The sequence below is a fragment of the Streptomyces sp. NEAU-YJ-81 genome, assembly GCF_017592595.1.
Taxonomy (GTDB): domain Bacteria; phylum Actinomycetota; class Actinomycetes; order Streptomycetales; family Streptomycetaceae; genus Streptomyces; species Streptomyces hygroscopicus_B.
Map to the genome: position 1 here is coordinate 246,744 of NZ_JAGFNO010000006.1, position 22,321 is coordinate 269,064.

Consider the following 22,321-nt stretch of genomic DNA (forward strand, 5'->3'; position numbering starts at 1 on the left):
CCGCTCGGCGGATGTCCGAATGGCGGAACAGCTATGTCAATCCATGGGACGAGCGGTAGGGTCCCGGTATGTCTCGCAGCATTCGCCTCGCAGTGATCCCCGGTGACGGTATCGGCCAGGAAGTCGTGGCCCAGGGCCTGAAGGTCCTCTCCGCCGCCCTTCCCCAGGACGTGAAGCTGGAGACCCAGAGTTACGACCTCGGCGCCCAGCACTGGCACGCCACCGGCGAGACCCTGCCGGACGCGGACCTGGAGTCGCTGAAGAACCACGACGCGATCCTGCTCGGCGCCATCGGCGACCCGTCGGTGCCCTCGGGCGTGCTCGAGCGCGGGCTGCTGCTCAAGCTGCGCTTCGCCTTCGACCACTACGTCAACCTGCGTCCGTCGAAGCTCTTCCCGAACACCCCGACCCCGCTGGCCGGCCGCCCCGACATCGACTTCGTGGTCGTCCGCGAGGGCACCGAGGGCCCGTACGTGGGCAACGGCGGCTCGCTGCGCACCGGCACCCCGGCCGAGGTCGCCACCGAGGTCAGCCTCAACACCGCCTACGGTGTCGAGCGCGTGGTCCGGGACGCCTACGAGCGGGCCGACGCCCGGCCGCGCAAGAAGCTGACCCTCGTGCACAAGAACAATGTCCTGGTGCACGCCGGCCACCTGTGGAAGAACATCTTCGACCGGGTCGGCCAGGAGTACCCCGAGGTCACCACCGACTATCTGCACGTCGACGCCGCGACGATCTTCTTCGTCACCCAGCCGGAGCGGTTCGACGTGATCGTCACCGACAACCTTTTCGGTGACATCCTCACCGACCTCGCCGCCGCCGTCACCGGCGGCATCGGGCTCGCCGCGAGCGGCAACATCAACCCCTCCGGCGCCTTCCCGTCGATGTTCGAGCCGGTCCACGGCTCCGCGCCGGACATCGCGGGCACCGGCAAGGCCGACCCGACGGCGACCGTCCTGTCGGTGGCCCTGCTCCTGTCGCACCTCGGCTACGGGGACGAGGCGGCCCGTATCGAGGCAGCCGTCGCCGAGGACCTCGCCGGGCGGGACGCGGCCGCGCCGCGCACCACCGACGAGATCGGCGACGCGCTCGCCGCCCGAGTATCCGGCTGACCCCAGCCTGTGCCACCGCGCGGCTGGGTGCGACCATCGACCTGGGCCGCGCGTTGCACAACGCTCCTTCCACGGCCTCACCTAGGAGATAATCCCCGGTGGGGCCGTTGTGTGAAGAAGAGCTTGGACGTCCTAGTACCGATCACGGGCAGGATGGTGTGAGCGCGGTCCGCCACAACCGAAGGTGAAGGACTACCTGCCATGACGACGCCCACGATCGAGCTCAAGCCCTCGTCCCACCCCCTCCCCGCCGCCGAGCGGGAGAAGATCCTGGCCAACCCCGGATTCGGCCGCCACTTCACCGATCACATGGTGACCATCAAGTGGACCGAGGGCCGCGGCTGGCACGAGGCCCAGCTCGTGCCGTACGCCCCGCTCTCGATCGATCCGGCGAACATGACGCTGCACTACGCCCAGACCATCTTCGAGGGGCTCAAGGCGTACCGCCGCCCCGACGGGTCCGTGGCCACGTTCCGCCCCGAGCAGAACGCCGAGCGGTTCCAGGCGTCCGCGCGCCGCATCGCCATGCCCGAGCTTCCCGTCCAGACCTTCATCGAGGCGTGTGACGCGCTGGTCACCCAGGACAAGGAGTGGGTGCCGGGCCACGGAGAGCAGTCCCTCTACCTGCGGCCCTTCATGTTCGCCACCGAGGTCGGGCTGGGTGTCCGGCCCTCGAACGAATACCTCTTCGTGGTGATCGCCTCCCCCGCCGGGGCCTACTTCCCCGGCGGGGTGCAGCCGGTCTCGGTCTGGCTCTCGGAGGAGTACGTCCGCGCCGCGCCCGGCGGCACCGGCGCGGCCAAGGCGGGCGGCAACTACGCGGCCTCCCTCGTCGCCCAGGCCCAGGCCGCCGAGCAGGGCTGTGACCAGGTGGTCTGGCTGGACGCGATCGAGCGCCGCTGGATCGAGGAGATGGGCGGGATGAACCTGTACTTCGTGTACGGGGACCGCATCGTGACCCCCGAGCTGTCCGGTTCACTGCTGCCGGGGATCACCCGCGCCTCGCTGCTGCGGATCGCCGCCGACCTCGGCTACGAGGTCACCGAGGGCCGGATCTCCGTGGACGACTGGCGCCAGGGCAACGCCGACGGGACCCTCACCGAGGTCTTCGCCTGCGGTACGGCGGCCGTGATCACCCCGGTCGGCTCGGTCAAGTCCGCCCGGGCGAACTGGACGGTGGCCGACGGTGAGCCGGGCGAGGTGACGATGCGGCTGCGCAAGGCGCTGCTGGACATCCAGACCGGCGTCGCCCCGGACCCGCATGGCTGGATGCACCCCCTGGGCTGATCACGGGTGTCACCTCTGGGCTGATCGCGAGTGTCACCCCGTTGACACCGATGGTTCGCATGATGAGACGGATGAGAGCGCGGGGGCGGAATGTGCCAGACTGCCTCCGTGCTCTCGTTCGTCATGATTATTGACAGCAGGCGCGCCGGTCCGCAGTGACCGCCCGTACGACCCGGTACGGCGCGGCCACCGTGCCCCAGACCCGCGCGCAGACCTCTCGCACCCGCGAGGGGTCTTTTCGTTTTCCGGACCATCCCGCCGGACGCGAAGCGTGAGGGACCATAGGAGGGCGCGGAACCGGATATTCCGGTAGACCGAGATCCATCCGACAGGAGCCAGACCAACCATGAAGGATCTGCCCGACGACGGCTTCCATGTCTTCGACACCACCCTGCGCGACGGAGCGCAGCGCGAGGGCATCAACCTGACGGTCGCGGACAAGCTGACCATCGCCCGTCACCTGGACGACTTCGGCGTGGGCTTCATCGAGGGCGGCTGGCCCGGCGCCAACCCGCGCGACACGGAGTTCTTCGCCCGGGCCCGCGCCGAGATCGACTTCCAGCACGCCCAGCTCGTGGCGTTCGGCGCCACCCGCAAGGCGGGGGCACGCGCCGAGGACGACCGCCAGGTCAAGGCGCTGCTGGAGTCCGGGGCGCCGGTGATCACCCTGGTGGCGAAGTCCCACGACCGCCATGTGGAGCTGGCCCTGCGCACCACGCTCGAGGAGAACCTCGCGATGGTCCGCGAGACCGTCGCCTACCTGCGGTCCCAGGGCCGCCGGGTCTTCCTCGACTGCGAGCACTTCTTCGACGGCTATCGCGCCAACGCGGACTACGCCAAGCAGGTCGTCTCCGCCGCCCACGAGGCGGGCGCCGAGGTGGTGATCCTCTGCGACACCAACGGCGGCATGCTCCCCGGCCAGATCGACGCGGTGGTCCGCACCGTGCTGGCCGACACCGGCGCCCGGCTGGGCATCCACGCCCAGGACGACACCGGCTGCGCGGTCGCCAACACCCTCGCCGCCGTGGACGCGGGCGCCACCCACGTCCAGTGCACGGCCAACGGCTACGGCGAGCGGGTGGGCAACGCCAACCTCTTCCCGGTCGTCGCGGCCCTGGAGCTCAAGTACGGCCGCCGGGTGCTGCCGGAGGGCGCCCTGGAGGAGATGACCCGGATCTCGCACGCGATCGCCGAGGTCGTCAATCTGACGCCGTCCACTCACCAGCCCTATGTGGGCGTATCCGCCTTCGCCCACAAGGCCGGACTGCACGCCTCCGCGATCAAGGTCGACCCGGATCTGTACCAGCACATCGACCCCGAGCGGGTCGGCAACACCATGCGGATGCTCGTCTCCGACATGGCCGGCCGGGCGTCGATCGAGCTCAAGGGCAAGGAACTGGGCATCGACCTCGGCGACGACCGCGCCCTGGTGGGCCGGATCGTCGAGCGGGTCAAGGAGCGCGAGCTCGCGGGCTACACCTACGAGGCCGCCGACGCCTCCTTCGAGCTGCTGCTGCGCCAGGAGGTCGACGGACGCCCCCGCCGCTACTTCCGGGTCGAGTCCTGGCGGGCGATCGTCGAGGACCGCCCGGACGGCACCCACGCCAACGAGGCCACCGTGAAGCTGTGGGCCAAGGGCGAGCGCATCGTCGCCACGGCGGAGGGCAACGGCCCGGTCAACGCCCTGGACCGGGCGCTGCGGGTGGGGCTGGAGCGGATCTACCCGCAGCTGGCGACGATGGAGCTGGTGGACTACAAGGTCCGCATCCTGGAAGGCAAGCACGGCACCGAGTCCACGACCCGGGTGCTGGTCTCCACCGCGGACGGCCAGGGGGAGTGGTCGACGGTCGGCGTCGGGGAGAACGTGATCGCCGCGTCCTGGCAGGCCCTGGACGACGCCTACGCCTACGGGCTGCTGCGGGCCGGGGTGGACCCGCAGGAGTGACCTGGGCCTCATGGCCGCGTGGGCCCGGTGCGCGTGGCGCCGGCCGCCGCCGGAGTAAGGTACGGGGAGCGGAGCGCGGCCGACGTGCTCCGTTCCCCGATCCGGCCGTAGCGCCGCTCCGGCGGTCGCCGCCCATCCGGGTGGTCGAGCCCGCCCCTCGCACGGTCGCCGCCTGGAGGTTTGTCGGATGCCGACAGGGCCGATAGTCCTTTAGGACACCAGGTAGTGGGAAAGCCGCTGTCCAGTTCTGTTCCGCCTGCCCACCAAAACGCCCTTGACGTTGTAGGGAATTGACATGCGTTTCCGGGGGTCCGGGAACGTACCGTCAATGCATGACCAATCTCGAAGGTGCGCCTGCTGAGGCGAGTGACGTTCGCGGGCGCGTCGCCGAGCTGCACGCGATTCGCGAGCAGGCTCGGCGCGGCCCGAGCGAGCGGGCGACCGAGGCCCAGAAGGCCAAGGGGAAGCTGACGGCTCGCGAGCGGATCGATCTGCTGCTTGACGAGGGGTCCTTCAACGAAGTGGAGCCGCTGCGGCGGCATCGTGCGACCGGGTTCGGCCTGGAGGCGAAGAAGCCTTACACCGACGGGGTCGTCACCGGCTGGGGGACCGTCCACGGACGGACGGTGTTCGTCTACGCACACGACTTCCGGATCTTCGGCGGGGCGCTGGGGGAGGCCCACGCGACCAAGATCCACAAGATCATGGACATGGCCATCTCGGCCGGGGCGCCGCTGGTGTCCCTCAACGACGGCGCCGGTGCCCGTATCCAGGAGGGCGTCTCGGCGCTCGCCGGATACGGCGGCATCTTCCAGCGGAACACCAAGGCGTCTGGCGTCATCCCCCAGATCAGCGTGATGCTGGGCCCGTGCGCGGGCGGGGCGGCCTACTCCCCGGCGCTGACGGACTTCGTCTTCATGGTCCGGGAGACCTCTCAGATGTTCATCACCGGACCCGATGTGGTCCAGGCGGTGACGGGCGAGAAGGTCAGCCAGAACGGACTGGGCGGCGCGGATGTGCACGCCGAGACCTCGGGTGTGTGCCACTTCGCCTACGACGACGAGGAGACGTGCCTGGAGGAGGTGCGCTACCTCCTGTCGCTGCTGCCGCAGAACAACCGGGAGAACCCGCCGACCGTCGAGTCCGACGACCCGGCCTCCCGGCGCGGCGACTCGCTGCTGGACCTCGTCCCGGCCGACGGCAACCGGCCGTACGACATGCGCAAGGTCATCGAGGAGATCGTCGACGACGGCGAGTACCTCGAGGTCCACGAGCGCTGGGCGACCAACATCATCTGCGCGCTGACCCGGCTCGACGGCCAGGTGGTCGGCATCATCGCCAACCAGCCGCAGTCGCTGGCCGGCGTGCTGGACATCGAGGCGTCGGAGAAGTCCGCGCGCTTCATCCAGATGTGCGACGCCTTCAACATCCCGCTGGTCACCTTCCTCGACGTGCCCGGCTTCCTGCCCGGTGTGGACCAGGAGCACGGCGGGATCATCCGGCACGGCGCCAAGATGCTGTACGCGTACTGCAACGCCACCGTGCCGCGGATCTCCGTCATCCTGCGCAAGGCGTACGGCGGTGCCTACATCGTCATGGACTCCCAGTCCATCGGTGCCGACCTGACCTACGCCTGGCCCACCAACGAGATCGCGGTGATGGGCGCCGAGGGCGCCGCCAACGTGATCTTCCGCCGTCAGATCGCCGACGCCGATGACCCCGAGGCCATGCGCGCCCGCATGGTCAAGGAGTACAAGTCCGAGCTGATGCACCCGTACTACGCGGCCGAGCGGGGCCTGGTGGACGATGTGATCGACCCGTCCGACACCCGTGAGGTCCTGATCCGGTCGCTGGCGATGCTGCGCGACAAGCACGCCGACCTGCCGTCCCGTAAGCACGGCAACCCGCCGCAGTAGCCTCTGAGTTCGTGTCCTCGCGCGAAACCCGCGCGACAAGGGAGAAGAGACAAACCGTGAGCACACCGAGCGATATCGCCGATCCCGCCGCCGCGGCGGCGGCCACCCTGGTCCGGGTCGAGAAGGGCCACGCCGACGCCGAGGAGCTCGCCGCGGTCACCGCGGTGCTGCTCGCCCGCGCGGCCGCCGGCACCTACCGCACCACCGACTCCACCCGCCCGGGCCGCAGCGCCGCCCGCTGGCGCCGTCTGGAGCGCCGCCCGGCGTTCAGCGCGCCGCACAGCTGGCAGGGCTGAGCGAGCGGCCCCGCCGCCTCCGGACGGCCGCACACCGCCCGGAGGCCGCCGGCCCCGCGCCGAGCGCCCTGACCGCGCCGGCCGCCCTGGATTGACTAGGAACGCACAAATCCCCTGTTCTCCTCGGAGAGCAGGGGATTTTGGCTTCTGTCGCCGGTCTCGGCTACCGCAGCCGGGCCATCAACGCGTGCTCGACCAGCGTGATGAGCGCGCTCTTGGCCTCGCTGCGGTGGCGGGCGTCGGTGATGATGATCGGCGCGTCGGGGCCGATCTGCAGGGCCTCGCGGACCTCTTCGGGGGTGTACGGCTGGTGTCCGTCGAAGCCGTTGAGGGCGATGACGAAGGGCAGGCCGGAGTTCTCGAAGTAGTCGACCGCGGGGAAGCAGTCGGCGAGGCGGCGGGTGTCCACCAGGACGACCGCGCCGATGGCACCGCGGACCAGGTCGTCCCACATGAACCAGAAGCGGTCCTGGCCGGGCGTGCCGAACAGGTACAGGATCAGGTCCTGGTCCAGCGTGATGCGGCCGAAGTCCATCGCCACCGTCGTGGTGGTCTTGTCCGGTGCGTGGGTCAAGTCGTCGATCCCCGCCGAGGCGGAGGTCATCACGGCTTCGGTGCGCAGCGGGTTGATCTCCGAGACCGCGCCGACGAACGTGGTCTTGCCCACGCCGAAGCCGCCCGCCACCACGATTTTCGCGGAGGTGGTGGAGCGGGCTGCACCGCTAGAGCTTGCGAAGTCCACTGAGCACCCTTTCGAGCAGTGTCACGTCAGGCTGACCGCCGGCGGACTCGTCGCCGCCCGGCTGATGAATGGCGACGAGCCCCGCCTCGGCCAGGTCGGCTACGAGGATCCGGGACACGCCGAGGGGAATGGCGAGCAGTGCGGAGATCTCGGCGACCGACTTGATCTCGCGGCACAGATGGCAGATCCGCTGGTGCTCGGGCAGTTGGCCCTGGAGCTGAGCGGGGTCGGCCGTGGTGTGCACCAGCGCCTCGATGGCGAGCTGGTACCGGGGCCGGGTCCGGCCCCCAGTCATGGCGTACGGGCGCACCAGAGGGTTATGAGTGCCGCCCGCGGGGGAGGAAGGTTCCGGAGCGGGGCGCTCAGGCGGCTGTACGGGCTCGATACGCGGCGCGGACGGCGCGTCGTACCAAGACCCCTCCTGCGGCGCCGGAGGCGCGTAGGAGGGCGTGTACGGCTGTTGCTGAGGCCGCTGCGGCTGTCGCCGCGGGGGCTGCTGCTCCTGCTGCGGCTCCGGCTGGTGTGGAGAGCGGGCCTGACGGCTGGGCGCGGAGGGGAAGTTGTAGCGCTTCATCGGGGCCTCTCCGCGCGGCTCGGACGGCTGCCCGTGGGCGTACGGATATCCGCTAGGGGGCGTTGCCACGTGTCCTCCTCCAACTCGCCTGTCTTGCCGGTCGCGCCACCGCACCCTATGGCGCGGTGGCGCGAAACGCACTCCATGTTTGCTAGTTGAGAAGACTGCCCTGCAATTCCGCGCGGAGATCCGGGGTGAGGACATTGCCCGCGCGATCGACCAGCAGGGCCATCTCGTAGCCGACGAGGCCGATGTCGCACTCGGGGTGAGCGAGCACGGCGAGGGAGGATCCGTCGGAGATCGACATGATGAAGAGGAAGCCTCGTTCCATTTCGACGACGGTCTGGTTGACCACGCCGCCTTCGAAGATGCGGGAGGCTCCGGATGTGAGCGAGGTCAGGCCGGAGGCCACCGCCGCCAGTTGATCGGCTCGGTCACGGGGGAAGCCTTCGGACATCGCCAGAAGGAGTCCGTCGGCGGAGACCACCACGGTGTGGGACACCCCGGGGGTGTTGTCCACGAAGTTGGTGATCAACCAGTTCAGGTTCTGCGCCGCCTGGCTCATCGGGCTCACACTAACGCTCCTGATCGTAGGTGCTGCCGGGGCCGAAGCCCTGTTGGTCATGCTGGTCACGCCCGGGGGTCCCGGATCCCGCGCTGCGCCCCCGCTGGACGCCGCGGCGCAGGTTGCTCAGCCTGCCGCGGATGTCCTCCGGGGCACGGGAGACCTGGGGGCCGCCCTGTCCGGTCGGCTCCGCGGAGCCCTCGACCAGATTGGCCTTGGGCACCCGGCGGGGCAGGCCGGACGTTGTGACCCCACCGGCCTTCGGGTCGCGCAGCCGCTCGGCACGGTGCCAGCGCTGGTCGTTCTCCGACTGCCACGGGGCACTGTCCTCCTGCTGCTGGGGTGTCTGCCGGGGTCGCTCCGGCGCCGTGGGCGCCGCCGGGTCCCCGACCATCCCCTGTGTCCCTGTTTCCTCGGACGGCTGCCACTGCCTGTCACGACGCGGAAGCCCGGCGTCGGTCATCGAGTGGATTCCGCTCGGGGAAGGGCCCGGACGGTGGAACTCTACGCGGTCCCGAGAAACTTCGGGAGCGCTGGGTCCTGATTCCGCTTCGGTCCCGAACTGCGACGCGTAGGGCATCTCGAAAGATCCGGAATCGCCCCACTCTCCCTGTTGAGAGGGGGAGTTGTAGCCGATGTACGGCTGCTGTTCGGGTTCCGTTTGAGTTGTGTAATCCGCTTCCGGTTGCGAATAGCCGGAATTCTGGTACGACGACTGCGCCAGCGGCTCGGCAGGCGCCTGGCCGGGCCGCGGATCCCGCTCGGACGGGGTGGCCCCCATTCCGCTGTACTGGCCCTGAAACTGGTGATGTCCCTGGTCCCGGTCGTAGGCGGAGTCGTCGAAACCCAGCTCGGCGGCGGTCCGCGAGGACAGCTCGCTCACGTCCTCGAAGGCCGGGGCGGGCCGCGGCTCGGGAACGATCCGGGAGACCGTGAAGTCGTCCTGGGGCAGCTCCTCGCCGCCACCGCCGTGGGTGATCGCCTCGGGCAGCATCACCAGCGACGTGGTGCCCGCCTGCTCCCCGGAGGGGCGCAGCTGGACCCGGATGCCGTGCCGGTCGGCGAGGCGGCCGACCACGAAGAGCCCCATGCGCTGGGAGACCGTGGCGTCCACCGTCGGCGGATTGGCCAGCTTGTGGTTGATGTCGGCGAAGTCCTCGGCGGTCAGGCCGATGCCCTTGTCGTGGATCTCCACCACCACCCGGCCGTCGGGCAGCCGGGTCGAGGTGACCCGCACCTTGGTGTGCGGGGAGGAGAAGGTGGTGGCGTTCTCCAGCAGCTCGGCCAGGAGGTGCACCAGGTCGGTCACGGCGGTGCCGTGGATCTCGCTCTCGGAGACGCCGGCCAGCTCGATGCGCTCGTAGGACTCCACCTCCGAGGAGGCGGCGCGCAGCACATCGATCAGCGGTACCGGCTGGTTCCAGCGCCGGCCGGGCTCCTCGCCCGCGAGGATCAGGAGGTTCTCGCCGTTGCGCCGCATACGGGTGGCCAGGTGGTCCAGCCGGAAGAGGTGCTCCAGCTGGTCCGGATCGGCCTCCCGGCTCTCCAGTTCGGAGATCAGGGTGAGCTGCCGCTCGATCAGTCCCTGGTTGCGACTGGAAAGGTTGGTGAAGATCGCGTTGACGCCGCCGCGCAGCATCGCCTGCTCGGCCGCGAGCCGGATCGCCTCACGGTGCACCTGGTCGAAGGCGCGGGCCACCTCGCCGATCTCGTCCTTGGTGTTGATCGGTATCGAGCTGACCCTGGTGTCCACCCGTCCCGGGTCGGTGCGGGAGAGCTGGCCGACCACCGCGGGCAGCCGGTTCTCGGCGACGTCGAAGGCGGCGTTGCGCAGTTGCCGCATCGAATGGCTCATCGAGCGGGCCATCCGGCCGGCCACGAAGAAGGCGGCGAGCAGTGCCAGCACCACGATCGCGCCGTTCACGATCGCATCGCGGCGGGCGTCCGAGGAGATCTGCGCCGCCTCGTCCACGGCTCTGTTCACCAGGGCCTGCTCGACGTCCCGGTAGGCGTTGAACTTGATCGTGGAGGCGTTGAACCAGGCGTCCGGGGTGACCCCCTGGCCGGCCAGCGCGGTGGGCGAGGCGCCGCTGCCGATGGCCTTGAACATCTGGTCCATACCGGGCGGCGCGACGAACTTCTTGCCGTCCGCCTCGGCCTTCCGCTTCGCCTCGGCGATTTGCTCCTGCGCACGCTTCTCGGCCGCCGTGAGGGTGTCCTCGAGCCCGGTCACGTCCTGCGGTGTGCCGGCCGCCTCGAATTCCCCGAGCGCGATGCCCTCGAGGTAGACGTACGAGGTGAAGGCGGTGAGCTGGGTCTTGCGGTCGGTCGCGGACGGACCGGGCTTGACCAGCAGATGGGTGCCGATGGAGCGCTGAAGCGACTCCGCGCCCTTGGCCAGGGATACCGCGTAGACGGTACGGCCGTACGACGTGATATTGCCGGTGCCCAGGCCCAGTTCATTGGCGAACTCGGTGAGCCCGTGCTCGACGGCGACATAGCCCTCTTCGGTCTTCACACCGTTCAGGCGGTCGGTGTAGGCGTTGCGGCGCAGGGCGGCGAGCTGCGGTTCGGCGGCTCTGAAGGCTTTGAGACGGCGCTTCATGGTCGGCGTCTGCGGCATATTGGCGACGGCCTTGTCGAAGTCCTTCTTCGCCGCGTCGCTGGTGGCCCGCGCCTTGGTCACCGTGGCCTCGTTGGTGCCGCTGAGCAGCGGGCCCGCGCTCAGGTCGCGCTCGTTGACCAGGGCGTGGGCGTAGGTGGTGGCGGCCCGGACGACCTGGGCGGTGCGCTCGGCGTCCCGCGCCTCGTTCCAGGTGGAGACGGAGGAGGCGACCTGGAAGCCACCGAAGACCAGGGCGACGAGCACGGGGATGAGCAGGATCGCGTACAGCCGGCCGCGCACCCGCCAGTTCCGAGGGGAGATCCGGCCACCACTGGGTGGATCCGGTGCCTCGGCGGGCGACGCCGCTGTGCCTGACCGCGGCGGCGGGGTGAAGTTCCCTCGCGCGTCTTGCGCGGGGTCCGGCTTGCTTCGCCTCACTCGACCAACAACCTCTCGGCATCGGCACCATTTGTGCCGTTCCCAGCTGAGCCCTGACTGCCCAGTGCAGCGAATTCCAGCACGCCCCGCAGGTGCTTTCCAAACAGTGCGCAAAGCGCTCAGTACGTTGTCTGGACCAGAGAAAAAAGGGGCGTTATGGCTGAGATATGTCGAATACCGAACTATTTGAGTGCGCAACGCAGCGGCACGATCGCGCTCCGTATCGGGAGCCGCGTCATATCTCTGTCGAAACGTTATCAACGGCGAGCGGGCCGTATCGTTCGACACGGCCCGTCCTCCGTCCGATATCCGGTAACTCCCGGACGGCGTCCCCTACTTGAGCCGGGCCATCAGCGCATGCTCGACCAGGGTGATGAGCGCGCTCTTGGCCTCGGTGCGGTGGCGCGCGTCCGTGGTGATGATGGGAGTGTCCGGGCCGATCTGCAGAGCCTCGCGGACCTCTTCGGGGTTGTAGGGCTGCTGGCCCTCGAAGCCGTTGAGGGCGATGACGAAGGGCAGCCCGGAGTTCTCGAAGTAGTCGACGGCGGGGAAGCAGTCGGCGAGCCGGCGGGTGTCGACCAGCACCACGGCGCCGATCGCGCCGCGCACCAGGTCGTCCCACATGAACCAGAAGCGGTCCTGACCCGGCGTGCCGAACAGGTACAGGATGAGATCGTCGTCGAGCGTGATGCGGCCGAAGTCCATCGCCACGGTCGTCGTGGTCTTGTCCTGGACATGGCTCAGATCGTCGATCCCCGCCGAGGCGGAGGTCATCACGGCTTCGGTGCGCAGCGGGTTGATCTCCGAGACCGCGCCGACGAACGTGGTCTTGCCCACGCCGAAGCCGCCCGCCACCACGATCTTCGCCGAGGTGGTCGCGCGGGCGGGGGGAGCGCCGCTAGAGCTTGCGAAGTCCACTGAGCACCCTTTCGAGCAGTGTCACATCCGGGGTACCGCCCGCTTCCGAACCGCCCCCGGGCTGGTGGATCGCCACCATGCCGGCCTCTGCCAGGTCCGCCACCAGGATCCGCGCCACACCCAGGGGTATGTTCAGCAGCGCCGAGACCTCGGCGACCGACTTGACCTCCTGGCACAGATGGCAGATCCGCTGGTGCTCGGGGAGCAGCCCCTGCAGATGCACGGGGTCGGCCGTGGTGCTGACCAGCGCCTCGATGGCGAGCTGGTAGCGCGGCCGGGTCCGGCCACCGGTCATGGCATACGGGCGCACCAATGGCTGGTCGCCTTCACCCCCGTACGGCGATTGGTGATGGCCGCCGTACGGGCCGGGCGAGGCGGGGGGCGGGGTCATGGATCCTCCGGTCGGACAACAAGGTGACGGGCGTGCCGTCGGTCGGTGCCGGTGGGGGCCCGCCGGCCGTGCGGCCGGGGGGACAGGCGTCGGATGGTCGATGGATCAGTTCAACAGGCTGCCCTGCAGCTCGGCACGCAGGTCGGGGGTGAGGACGCTGCCCGCGCGGTCGACCAGCAGGGCCATCTCGTAGCCGACGAGGCCGATGTCGCACTCGGGGTGTGCGAGCACGGCGAGGGAGGAGCCGTCGGAGATGGACATGATGAAGAGAAAGCCTCGTTCCATTTCGACGACGGTCTGGTTGACCATGCCGCCTTCGAAGATGCGGGAGGCCCCGGCGGTGAGCGAGGTCAGGCCGGAAGCCACCGCCGCCAATTGATCGGCTCGGTCACGGGGGAAGCCTTCGGACATCGCCAGAAGGAGTCCGTCGGCGGAGACCACGACCGTGTGGGACACCCCCGGGGTGTTGTCCACGAAGTTCGTGATCAACCAGTTCAGATTCTGCGCCGCCTGGCTCATCGGGCTCAACTAACGCTCCTGCTGGTAAGTCGGGCCAATGCCGCGATCATGGTTGTCGCCGAGTCCGGTACCGGCCCGGCGACCCTGCTGAATTCCACGGCGGAGGTTGGTCAGCCTGCCGCGTACATCATCGGGCGCGCGGGACACCTGCGGCCCGGCCTGGTCGGGCTGCGGCTGGTGTGCGGCACCCTCCACGAGGTTTGCGCGCGGCACCCGCCGTGGCAACCCGGACGACGTGATACCGCCGGCCGCCGGTTCGCGGACCTGCTCGGCGCGGCGCCAGCGCTCGTCATTGTGGGGCGACGTACGCCAGTGGGAACCCGTGCTGCGGCCGTTGAGCCCGGCCCCGCTGGTGCCGGGGCCCGCCGCGGCGCCCGATCCGGCGAAGTCGCCCGTGCCCTGGGCACCGGCGAAGTCGCCCATGCCCTGGGCCGCCGGCAGCGGCTCGTGGGCCGAGGGGGGCGGTACGGCGGAGGCGGGCCGACCGGGGGTGGGCTCGGGGGCGGAAGGCGCGGACGGGTACGACCGGCCACCGTCCTGGGGGCCCGGTATGCCCGGGTCCTCGGCCTGGTTGAGATGCCAGGACGACTCGATGGTGTCGAAGATCGGGGTACGGCCGTCGCCGGGTCCGGCGGGCGGCAGCGGATCGTTCGGGCGCCCACCGGGCTGGCCCTGGGGGCCCTGGGGCAGCGGGTACTCACCGGTGCCACCCATGTCGGGGCGGGCGTACTCGCCGGTGTCGCCCATGTTCGGACGCGGGAACTCGCCCGTGTCCCCGGGGCCGCGTCCGCCGCGCGGGGCGGCGTCCTCGAACCGGGGCTGGGCGTACTCACCGGTGTCACCCGGGCCCTGGCCGAGCTCCGGACGGGCGAACTCGCCGGTGTCGCCGGGGCCGCGGCCGTAGTCGGGCCGGTTGAACTGGCCGGTGTCGGCCGGTCCCTGGCCGCCCTGCGGTCCATTGGCCCCGCGGCGCGGCTCGAACAGGTTGGGGCTGTCGCTCAGCTGCGGCAGCTCACCGGTGTCGCCGGGGCCGCGGTTGCCGAACGGGTCGCGCCGGTCCCCGGAGCCGCCGAGGTCCGGACGGGCGAACTGGCCCGTGGAGTCGTACTCCTCATGCCCGCGCGGGGTGTCCACCGCGTCGCGCGGCGTGCCCGGCCAGTCGTCCTCGCCGGCCGCGGCGCGCGCGCCCCAACTAGTGCCCGGTTGGGACGGGGCCGGAAGCTCGGGCGCGGGGCCGCGGGTGGGGAGCTGCGGACGGCCGCCCTGGTCGCCCCCGTCGGCACGGGCCGGGGCGCCGGTCGGCGGAGCGACGGTCGGGCCGTCGCTGCGCTGCGGAAGCGGGGGACGTCCGGAGGGGGCGGCGGGGCCACCCTGACCACTGGGGCCGCCCTGACCACCGGGACCACTCTGACCACCGGGGCCGCCGGGGCCCGCGGGGGCGTTGCTCCGGGGGCCCGGAGGCCGCCCGCCCTCGAAGAAGTTGGTGCCGCCGGCCGGGGCGCCGCCCGCGGGGCCCGCACCGGCGCCCACCGGCCGGGTCGGCAGTCCGCTGCCGCTGTTGCCCGGCAGCGCGGTGCGCGAACCCGAGCCCGGGACCTGGCGCCGTGAGGGCGCCGAGCCGAGCAGCCCCGCCGAGCCGTTGCCCTGACCGCCACCGACGGCCGGCGCACCCTGGCCCGACTTGCCGCCGGCGGCCTGCGGCGCCGGCTTCCGGCCGCCCTGTGCGACATCGACCGGCAGCATGACCAGCGCCGTCGTACCGCCCGAGTCGGACGGCCGGAGCTGGATGCGGATGCCGTGACGCAGCGACAGCCGGCCGACCACGAACAGACCCATGCGCCGGGACACCGACACATCGACCGTGGGCGGGGAGGCCAGCCGCTCGTTGATCGCCGCCAGGTCCTCGGGCGAGAGCCCGATACCGGTGTCGTGGATCTCGACCAGCACCCGCCCGTCGGGCAGCGCATGACCGGTGACCTTGACCTTGGTCTGCGGCGAGGAGAAGGAGGTGGCGTTCTCCAGCAGCTCGGCGAGCAGGTGGACGAGGTCGTTGACGACCCGGCCGGCGACCTCGGTCGCCGGGACCGAGCTGAGCTCGATGCGCTCGTACTGCTCCACCTCGGAGGCGGCCGCGCGGAGCACGTCCACCAGCGGCACCGGCCGGGTCCACCGGCGGCCGGGCTCCTCGCCCGCGAGGACCAGGAGGTTCTCGCCGTTACGGCGCATACGAGTGGCGAGGTGGTCCAGCTTGAAGAGCGAGGAGAGCTGGTCCGGGTCGGCCTCGCGGCTCTCCAGCTCGGAGATGAGCGAGAGCTGGCGCTGGATGAGGCCCTGGCTGCGGCGCGAGAGGTTGGTGAACATCGCGTTGACGTTGCCCCGCAGCAGCGCCTGCTCGGCGGCGAGCCGGACCGCCTCGCGGTGCACGTCGTCGAAGGCCGCGGCCACCTTTCCGATCTCGTCCCGGCTGTGCACACCGACGGACTCGACGGAGGTGTCCACATCCTGCGGATCGGACTCGGAGAGCTGCTTGACCAGTTCGGGCAGCCGCTTCTGGGAGACCTCCTGCGCGGTGTCCTGGAGGCGCCGCAGCGAGCGGACCATGGAGCGGGCGACGACGAAGGCGCCGACCAGGGAGACGCCGAGGACCAGGAGGATCAGCGCACCGTTGAGGATCGCGTCCTGCTGGGCGGAGTCGCGGAGCTCACGAGCCTTCTGCTGCATCTCGCTGAGCAGCGTCTCCTCGATCTTGCCCATCTCTTCGATCTTGATACTGTCCTGGTCGTACCAGTCCAGATCGGTGCGCTTCTCCGCCTTCAGCCCCTCGGGGTCGCGCACCGCGCGGTCGGCGTACATGGTCGCCGCCTTGATGTCGGGGCGGCTGTCCAGCGGTTCGAGCAGATCCTCGGAGTTGCCCTGGCGGATCTGCTTGAAGCGGCCGAGCGCCTCGTTCTCCTTGTCCACCGCGGTCCTGGCGAAGCGGCGGTCGTTGGCGGAGAAGTCGGCGCCCTTGGGGTCGGCGAGCGCGGCGCTGATGAGCGCGCGCTGGATGGAGGCGTACTCCTTGGCCGAGGAGAAGGTGGCGAGCGCGCGGGTGTTGTTGATCATCGCGCGGTTGCTGGTCGCCTGCGCCATGTCCTGGGAGAGCAGCAGCAGCGAGTTGATCAGCTCGTTGTAGTTCTGGACCGTCAGCGAGTAGTACTGGCTGTTGTCATAGGCCGTGTCACGGACCTCGTTGATCTTGCCGAGCTGACGGTCGATGTTGACGAGCGTGGACTGCACACCGGCCAGCGACTGGTCGCCGGGATCGATCTGGTGGGTGGCCTCGCGGAAGGCCGTGATGGCGCGGTTGGTGTCCTCACGCGTGGAGACGACCCGGTCGTCCTTGTCGTTGCCCTTGCCCGCCAGCGGACCGGCCGACTTGTCGCGCTCCTCCTGGAGCGCGCTGGCCAGTTGGGTGGCCTGCTGCGTCATCTTGGTGAGCAGCTTCATCTGGTCGAGCTGCTGGATGTTGTCCAGCGAGCCCTCGATGCGCAGCGCCCCCAGGGTGGTCGCCGCGACCACCGGGAGCGTGAGCAGGGAGACCAGTCGGGTGCTGATGCGCCAGTTGCGCAGGGCCATGCGATTGCCGGACCCGGTGGGGCCGGAGGTCTTCGGCTTGGCCGGCTGCTCCGCGTCTCCGCCGCCACCGGGCGCACTGATCCGGGTAGCGCTCTGCGTACCGGCCTCGGGGCTCTGATCACCCAGAGTCCTGCCGCTGCTCCCCTGGGCGCGCTGGGGCGAGGAGCCGCGGTCGGTCCCGCCACGCGGCTCCGGGTCCGCCGAAGCATCCCCTCGGCCCTGGCGGGCCTGGGGAGCCCCCATACCATCCCTCTTGATACGTCCCTGCACTAGCGTCGCAACCTCTGGACCAGGCGCCCCTCCGGAAGACCGGCGGAGCGGTGTCGAGTCGTGGGGGACCGCGATCCCCCCTGTCGGTCGTGAGTGACCGGCGCGCTTCCTTTCATGTCGACAAGAGGAGCCCCCCGCCGCTCGGCGCCTCTGTCGCTGCGCCCCCGTGCGCGCCGGCTGATTCCCGCGGCGGTCCCGGGAATTCCAGCACAGTGCCGGATGCTGCAACAAGGGCAATGGATAAGGCTGTGATCCGTGTGACGCTCAGTGCGGACTTTATTACGGGACGTAGAAAGCCATGTCGGCGATAACGGACTTTCGTGGACGAACCGAAGGTCGCAATCGAGTGTCCGGCTAGCGATGATCAAGAGCGGAACGTCGGGTTCAGGTATGCGATGTCCGTTTAGGGCGATTGCGTAACTGTCTTCTATGTGGCTTTTGCCTGATCGTTCGTGAGCAATATCACATGCTGACGGTGACTTTTCCTGCGAATCCATGGGCAAGGCCGCCTCTAGCCTGACGCTTTACACAGCCGGTACGGACGACAAGATCGAGGCGTAAACCAAGTGAAGACGACCATGATGTTCCACTCCATAGCCAACCCGCGGCGCACCACCCTGGCCCATCTCGAGGACGTCCAAGAGCTGGGGGACGCCCAGGACATCAAGGACGCCGACGACCTGTCGGCCGCGCCCGAGGAGCAGTCGGAGCACCGCGTCGATCTGCCGAACCGGACCGCGAACCCCAAGCGCACCGTGCTGACCGAGGCCCCGGGCCACTGATTCCCCGGGGCTGTGGCGGACGCCACCACTCCCGGCAGGCGGGACGGCGGCGCGCGGGACGCGGAGCGATAGCCTGGAGCGTCAGTCTCCAGCGAGTTCAGTCAAGGAGCCAAGGCTTCCCGTGCGCATCGCCAGATTCTCCATCGACGGCAACGTCGCCTTCGGCGTGGTGGAGGGTGAGCCGTCCGATCAGGACGGCCCCGTCATCGACATCATCAAGGGCCACCCCTTCGCCGAATTCGAGCGCTCGGGCCAGAAGGTCCCGCTGAGCAAGGTCCGGCTGCTGCCGCCCGTCCTGCCGAACAAGGTCGTCGGAATCGGGCGCAACTACGCCGAGCACGCGGCGGAGCTGGGCAACGAGGTCCCCGACGTCCCGGTCGTCTTCTTCAAGCCGTCCACCTCGGTGATCGGCCCCGGCGACCCCGTCACGTATCCCTCCTTCTCCTCCGAGGTGCACTACGAGGCCGAGCTGGCCGTGGTGATCGGACGGATGTGCCGTGAGGTTCCGCGTGAGCGCGTCAAGGACGTCATCCTCGGCTACACCTGCGGCAACGACATCACGGCCCGCGACGCCCAGCGGAGCGAGAAGCAGTGGGCGCGGGCCAAGGGCTTCGACACCTCGTGTCCGCTGGGCCCCTGGGTGGAGACCGATATCGACCTGACGCGCGCCGCCGATCTCGGCATCATGTGCACCGTCAACGGCGAACAGCGTCAGCTCGGCCGGACGAGCGAGATGGTGCGCCCGATCGAGGATCTGATCGTGCACATCACCGAGGCGATGACGCTGCTCCCCGGCGACGTCGTGCTCACCGGCACTCCGGCGGGCGTCGGCCCGCTCTCCGTCGGCGACGAGGTCGCCGTCACCATCGAAGGCATCGGCACTCTCACCAACAAGGTGATCAAGCGTGGCTAGCGCATCCCCCTCCGCCCCCGTGCGAGTTCGTTTCTGTCCCTCGCCGACCGGCAACCCCCATGTGGGCCTGGTCCGCACGGCCCTGTTCAACTGGGCCTTCGCCCGTCACCACGGCGGCACCCTGGTGTTCCGCATCGAGGACACCGACGCCGCGCGCGACTCCGAGGAGTCCTACACACAGCTCCTGGACGCCATGCGCTGGCTGGGCTTCGACTGGGACGAGGGCCCCGAGGTCGGCGGTCCGCACGCGCCCTACCGCCAGTCGCAGCGGATGGACCTCTACCGCGAGGTCGCGGACAAGCTGCTGGAGGCGGGCCACGCCTACCGCTGCTACTGCACCGCCGAGGAGCTGGAGGAGCGCCGTGAGGCGGCCCGCAAGGCCGGCCGGCCCTCCGGCTACGACGGCACCTGCCGCACCCTGACCGCCGAGCAGATCGCCGCGTACGAGGCGGAGGGGCGCGTCTCGATCGTGCGCTTCCGGATGCCGGACGAGCCGATCACCTTCACCGACCTGGTGCGCGGTGAGCTGACCTTCACCCCCGAGAACGTCTCGGACTACGGCATCGTGCGGGCCAACGGCGCGCCCCTCTACACGCTCGTCAACCCCGTGGACGACGCGCTGATGGAGATCACGCATGTGCTGCGCGGCGAGGACCTGCTCTCCTCCACCCCGCGGCAGATCGGGCTCTACCGGGCGCTCGCCGAGATCGGTGTGGGCTCCGGTGCGGTGCCCGCCTTCGGCCATCTCCCGTATGTCATGGGCGAGGGCAACAAGAAGCTCTCCAAGCGCGATCCGCAGTCCTCGCTGAACCTCTACCGGGAGCGCGGCTTCCTCCCCGAGGGACTGCTCAACTACCTCTCCCTGCTGGGCTGGTCGCTCTCGGCCGACCGCGACGTCTTCTCGCCGGCGGAGATGGTCGAGGCGTTCGACATCTCGGGGGTGAACGCCAACCCGGCGCGTTTCGACCTCAAGAAGGCCGAGGCGATCAACGCGGACCACATCCGGCTGCTGGATGTGAAGGCGTTCATCGAGGCGTGCGAGCCCTGGCTGAAGGCCCCGCACGCGCCGTGGTCCCCGGACGCCTTCGACGCGGCCGCCTTCGCGGCGCTGGCTCCGCTGGCCCAGACCCGGCTGACGGTCCTGTCCGACATCACCGCGAACGTGGACTTCCTCTTCCTCGACGAGCCGGCCCAGGACGAGGCGTCCTGGACCAAGGCCATGAAGCCGGGCGCGGACGCGCTGCTGGCCTCGGTCCGTACCCGGCTCGCCGAGGCGGACTGGGACGCCGAGACCTTGAAGGCCGCGGTCCTCGCGGCCGGCGAGGAGCACGGCCTCAAACTGGGCAAGGCCCAGGCCCCGCTGCGGGTCGCGGTCACCGGCCGCACGGTCGGGCTGCCGCTGTTCGAGTCCCTGGAGGTCCTGGGCCGCGAGCGCACGCTGGCCCGTGTGGACGCGGCGCTGGCGAAGCTGGCCGGATAGGGACGCGGGGCGCTGCCTGGGCCTGTGAGGCGGCGCCACTCGCGGTGATACTCGTTTTGGTGGCCCGTCCACCATCGGGTAATGTTCTTCCTGCGCCGGACGGGCGGGCCGAGAGGCCGGGCCGAGGCGCAAGCCAAACAAAACCCCTTACGGGGGTGGCGTTTTGGTGGGGTATGGTGTAATTGGCAGCACGAGTGATTCTGGTTCACTTAGTCTAGGTTCGAGTCCTGGTACCCCAGCAAGAGATTCGTCGAATGACTGATGGATCTCTTGAGCAAAGCAGGACCAAGCCCCCGTTGTGTAGCGGCCTAGCACGCTGCCCTCTCAAGGCAGTAGCGCCGGTTCGAATCCGGTCGGGGGTACGGATCTCTTCGAAAGACGGAGATCGCTAGGGCCCCCGTTGTGTAGCGGCCTAGCACGCCGCCCTCTCAAGGCGGTAGCGCCGGTTCGAATCCGGTCGGGGGTACTGGTCTATACCATGGGCTATGGTGTAATTGGCAGCACGAGTGATTCTGGTTCATTTAGTCTAGGTTCGAGTCCTGGTAGCCCAGCGCAGCACATGTGCTGACTCAGGCCCCCGTTGTGTAGCGGCCTAGCACGCCGCCCTCTCAAGGCGGTAGCGCCGGTTCGAATCCGGTCGGGGGTACCAGCGAAAAGCCCTCCGCGACAGCGGGGGGATTTTCCGTGTCCCGTTCGTGCCCTTGGCCCCTGATCACTCCTCGAAGCGGCGGCTGGATTCCTCGGTTTGCGCGAGCCGCCGCAGGCTGAGCAGCACCGGCTCATAGAGCACCGTCAGTGCCACCACCGCCTCGATCCGCTCGGGCGGGGTGTCGTAGGTCTCCACCAGGTCCAGGTCTGCGACGGCCAGTTCACCCGCCAGCCGGGCGTGCACCAGCAGATGCTCGGTGTCATGGGGATATCCCAGGCGGTCCAGTGAGGCGATGGCCGCGACCAGCATCCGGTAGGCGGGGGAGGTGTCGCCCAGCTCCTGGCCGTGGGACCAGTCCATCCGCCGCAGCACGGTGTCCACCTGTTCCCTGGCCCGCGCCGCGTGCGGATCGTCCTCGTCGGGCTCGGCGCCGTGCGGCAGTGCCCAGACCGCGGCTCCCATCCGGGCGTTCTGGCCGAGCGACTCGTCCTCGGTGGCCTCCAGCACCTCGCGCGCCGTGGCCACCGGCATCCGGCCGACCTGGATCAGCGAGCGCACCAGCCGCAGTCGGCGCAGATGCTCCTCGCCGTACTCGGACTTGGTGGCGGTGATCCGCTCTCCCGGCGGCAGCAGCCGCTCGCGCAGGTAGTACTTGATCGTCGCGGTGGGCACTCCGCTGCGCTCGCTGAGCTCCGCCAGTCGCATCCCTGTTGCACCTTCCGTTGGAGAGTGGCACTATCCAAGTGATGGATAGCGCCGCTATCCAAGACTATCCCGACGTGGGGACAAGGGGATCACCATGGGTACCGAGCTGTTCGCCGGCCGTATGACCGCCGAGGCCGAGGGGGAGGTCACCGTCTTCCTGATCGGCATGCGCATCAACCGCTTCCGCGCGCTGCGCAGCTGGCTGCCGGTCTTCAAGGCGATGCCGCGGATGCTCCGCGAGCTGTCGCGGGACAAGGGGAGCGGGATGCTGGGCTATCAGCTCCTGTTCGGCCCGCCCCGGGTGTTCTACGTCGTCCAGTACTGGGACTCGCACGAGAAGCTGCTGGAGTACGCGTCGGCCCAGGACAAGGAGCACCGTCCCGCCTGGGCGGCGTTCAACCGCCGGATGCGGGAGGGCCGGGGCAAGGTCGGCTTCTGGCACGAGACCTATGTCGTACCGGCCGGGGCGCACGAGGCGGTCTACATCAACATGCCGGCATTCGGCCTGGGCAAGGCCACCGGGGTCGTCCCGGTCGGCCGCCGCGGTGACCGCGCGGCCGACCGGCTGAGCCTGAAGAGGGCGTAACGGGGCGTGA

Annotated in this window: 18 protein-coding genes and 5 tRNA genes; 14 read left to right on the top strand and 9 right to left on the bottom strand. The window is 69.7% G+C overall.

Annotated features, from left to right (window positions below):
* The first annotated feature begins 68 nt into the window (after positions 1–68).
* The 5 genes from J5X86_RS17215 to J5X86_RS17235 all read left to right on the top strand — a co-directional run bounded on the left by J5X86_RS17215 (position 69) and on the right by J5X86_RS17235 (position 6,556).
* Complete coding sequence (locus J5X86_RS17215) at positions 69–1,112, top strand: 3-isopropylmalate dehydrogenase (protein WP_208517681.1); 1,044 nt, start codon at positions 69–71, stop codon at positions 1,110–1,112.
* A 201-nt stretch (positions 1,113–1,313) separates the two neighbouring features.
* Positions 1,314–2,399: a branched-chain amino acid aminotransferase gene (locus J5X86_RS17220; RefSeq protein ID WP_208517682.1), complete on the top strand. Its 1,086-nt coding sequence runs from the start codon at positions 1,314–1,316 to the stop codon at positions 2,397–2,399.
* Positions 2,400–2,745: 346 nt separating this feature from the next.
* A complete protein-coding gene (cimA, locus tag J5X86_RS17225) occupies positions 2,746–4,344 on the top strand; it encodes a citramalate synthase (protein ID WP_208517683.1) in 1,599 nt (532 codons plus the stop codon).
* A 332-nt stretch (positions 4,345–4,676) separates the two neighbouring features.
* The gene (locus J5X86_RS17230) at positions 4,677–6,260 is read left to right on the top strand and encodes an acyl-CoA carboxylase subunit beta (protein WP_078643922.1); all 1,584 of its coding nucleotides are present in this window, start codon (positions 4,677–4,679) and stop codon (positions 6,258–6,260) included.
* A 56-nt stretch (positions 6,261–6,316) separates the two neighbouring features.
* Positions 6,317–6,556, top strand: a complete 240-nt coding sequence (locus J5X86_RS17235; RefSeq protein WP_208517684.1) for an acyl-CoA carboxylase subunit epsilon — start codon at positions 6,317–6,319, stop codon at positions 6,554–6,556.
* A 163-nt stretch (positions 6,557–6,719) separates the two neighbouring features.
* Here the strand turns inward: J5X86_RS17235 and J5X86_RS17240 are convergent, their stop codons facing one another.
* The 8 genes from J5X86_RS17240 to J5X86_RS17275 form a co-directional block, all read right to left on the bottom strand.
* On the bottom strand, positions 6,720–7,298 hold the full coding sequence (locus J5X86_RS17240; protein ID WP_078610434.1) for an ATP/GTP-binding protein: 579 nt from the start codon (positions 7,296–7,298) through the stop codon (positions 6,720–6,722).
* Positions 7,279–7,941, bottom strand: coding sequence for a DUF742 domain-containing protein (locus tag J5X86_RS17245; protein ID WP_208517685.1), 663 nt, complete (start codon positions 7,939–7,941; stop codon positions 7,279–7,281). The genes J5X86_RS17240 and J5X86_RS17245 overlap by 20 nt, the downstream gene beginning before the upstream one ends.
* An 82-nt stretch (positions 7,942–8,023) precedes the next feature.
* Positions 8,024–8,437: a roadblock/LC7 domain-containing protein gene (locus J5X86_RS17250; RefSeq protein ID WP_020868201.1), complete on the bottom strand. Its 414-nt coding sequence runs from the start codon at positions 8,435–8,437 to the stop codon at positions 8,024–8,026.
* 10 nt (positions 8,438–8,447) lie between these two features.
* The gene (locus J5X86_RS17255) at positions 8,448–11,480 is read right to left on the bottom strand and encodes a nitrate- and nitrite sensing domain-containing protein (RefSeq protein WP_208517686.1); all 3,033 of its coding nucleotides are present in this window, start codon (positions 11,478–11,480) and stop codon (positions 8,448–8,450) included.
* Between the two features lie 333 nt (positions 11,481–11,813).
* Positions 11,814–12,398, bottom strand: coding sequence for an ATP/GTP-binding protein (locus J5X86_RS17260; protein ID WP_078643928.1), 585 nt, complete (start codon positions 12,396–12,398; stop codon positions 11,814–11,816).
* Positions 12,379–12,789, bottom strand: a complete 411-nt coding sequence (locus J5X86_RS17265; RefSeq protein ID WP_014055140.1) for a DUF742 domain-containing protein — start codon at positions 12,787–12,789, stop codon at positions 12,379–12,381. The genes J5X86_RS17260 and J5X86_RS17265 overlap by 20 nt, the downstream gene beginning before the upstream one ends.
* A 105-nt stretch (positions 12,790–12,894) precedes the next feature.
* A complete protein-coding gene (locus J5X86_RS17270; protein WP_078643930.1) occupies positions 12,895–13,317 on the bottom strand; it encodes a roadblock/LC7 domain-containing protein in 423 nt (140 codons plus the stop codon).
* Positions 13,318–17,169, bottom strand: a complete 3,852-nt coding sequence (locus J5X86_RS17275) for a nitrate- and nitrite sensing domain-containing protein (protein ID WP_208517687.1) — start codon at positions 17,167–17,169, stop codon at positions 13,318–13,320.
* Between the two features lie 593 nt (positions 17,170–17,762).
* Here J5X86_RS17275 and J5X86_RS17280 point away from each other — a divergent pair.
* The 8 genes from J5X86_RS17280 to J5X86_RS17315 all read left to right on the top strand — a co-directional run bounded on the left by J5X86_RS17280 (position 17,763) and on the right by J5X86_RS17315 (position 21,020).
* Positions 17,763–17,978, top strand: coding sequence for a hypothetical protein (locus J5X86_RS17280; RefSeq protein ID WP_208517688.1), 216 nt, complete (start codon positions 17,763–17,765; stop codon positions 17,976–17,978).
* Positions 17,979–18,099: 121 nt separating this feature from the next.
* A complete protein-coding gene (locus J5X86_RS17285) occupies positions 18,100–18,891 on the top strand; it encodes a fumarylacetoacetate hydrolase family protein (protein ID WP_078643934.1) in 792 nt (263 codons plus the stop codon).
* Positions 18,884–20,371: a glutamate--tRNA ligase gene (gene gltX / locus J5X86_RS17290; RefSeq protein WP_208517689.1), complete on the top strand. Its 1,488-nt coding sequence runs from the start codon at positions 18,884–18,886 to the stop codon at positions 20,369–20,371. The genes J5X86_RS17285 and gltX overlap by 8 nt, the downstream gene beginning before the upstream one ends.
* A 167-nt stretch (positions 20,372–20,538) precedes the next feature.
* Positions 20,539–20,610, top strand: a tRNA-Gln gene (locus J5X86_RS17295).
* 50 nt (positions 20,611–20,660) lie between these two features.
* Positions 20,661–20,733 (top strand) — tRNA-Glu (locus J5X86_RS17300).
* 31 nt (positions 20,734–20,764) lie between these two features.
* Positions 20,765–20,837 (top strand) — tRNA-Glu (locus J5X86_RS17305).
* 13 nt (positions 20,838–20,850) lie between these two features.
* A tRNA-Gln gene (locus J5X86_RS17310) sits at positions 20,851–20,922 on the top strand.
* A 22-nt stretch (positions 20,923–20,944) separates the two neighbouring features.
* A tRNA-Glu gene (locus J5X86_RS17315) sits at positions 20,945–21,020 on the top strand.
* A 63-nt stretch (positions 21,021–21,083) separates the two neighbouring features.
* Here J5X86_RS17315 and J5X86_RS17320 read toward each other — a convergent pair.
* Positions 21,084–21,725 carry a MerR family transcriptional regulator gene (locus J5X86_RS17320; RefSeq protein ID WP_208517690.1) on the bottom strand — a complete coding sequence of 214 codons (642 nt, stop codon included), beginning with the start codon at positions 21,723–21,725 and terminating at the stop codon, positions 21,084–21,086.
* A gap of 94 nt (positions 21,726–21,819) precedes the next feature.
* On the opposite strand from J5X86_RS17320, the gene J5X86_RS17325 reads away from it, so the two are divergent.
* Positions 21,820–22,311 (top strand): DUF4188 domain-containing protein, encoded by a 492-nt coding sequence (locus J5X86_RS17325; RefSeq protein WP_208517691.1) that lies wholly within the window; start codon positions 21,820–21,822, stop codon positions 22,309–22,311.
* Positions 22,312–22,321 lie beyond the last annotated feature (10 nt).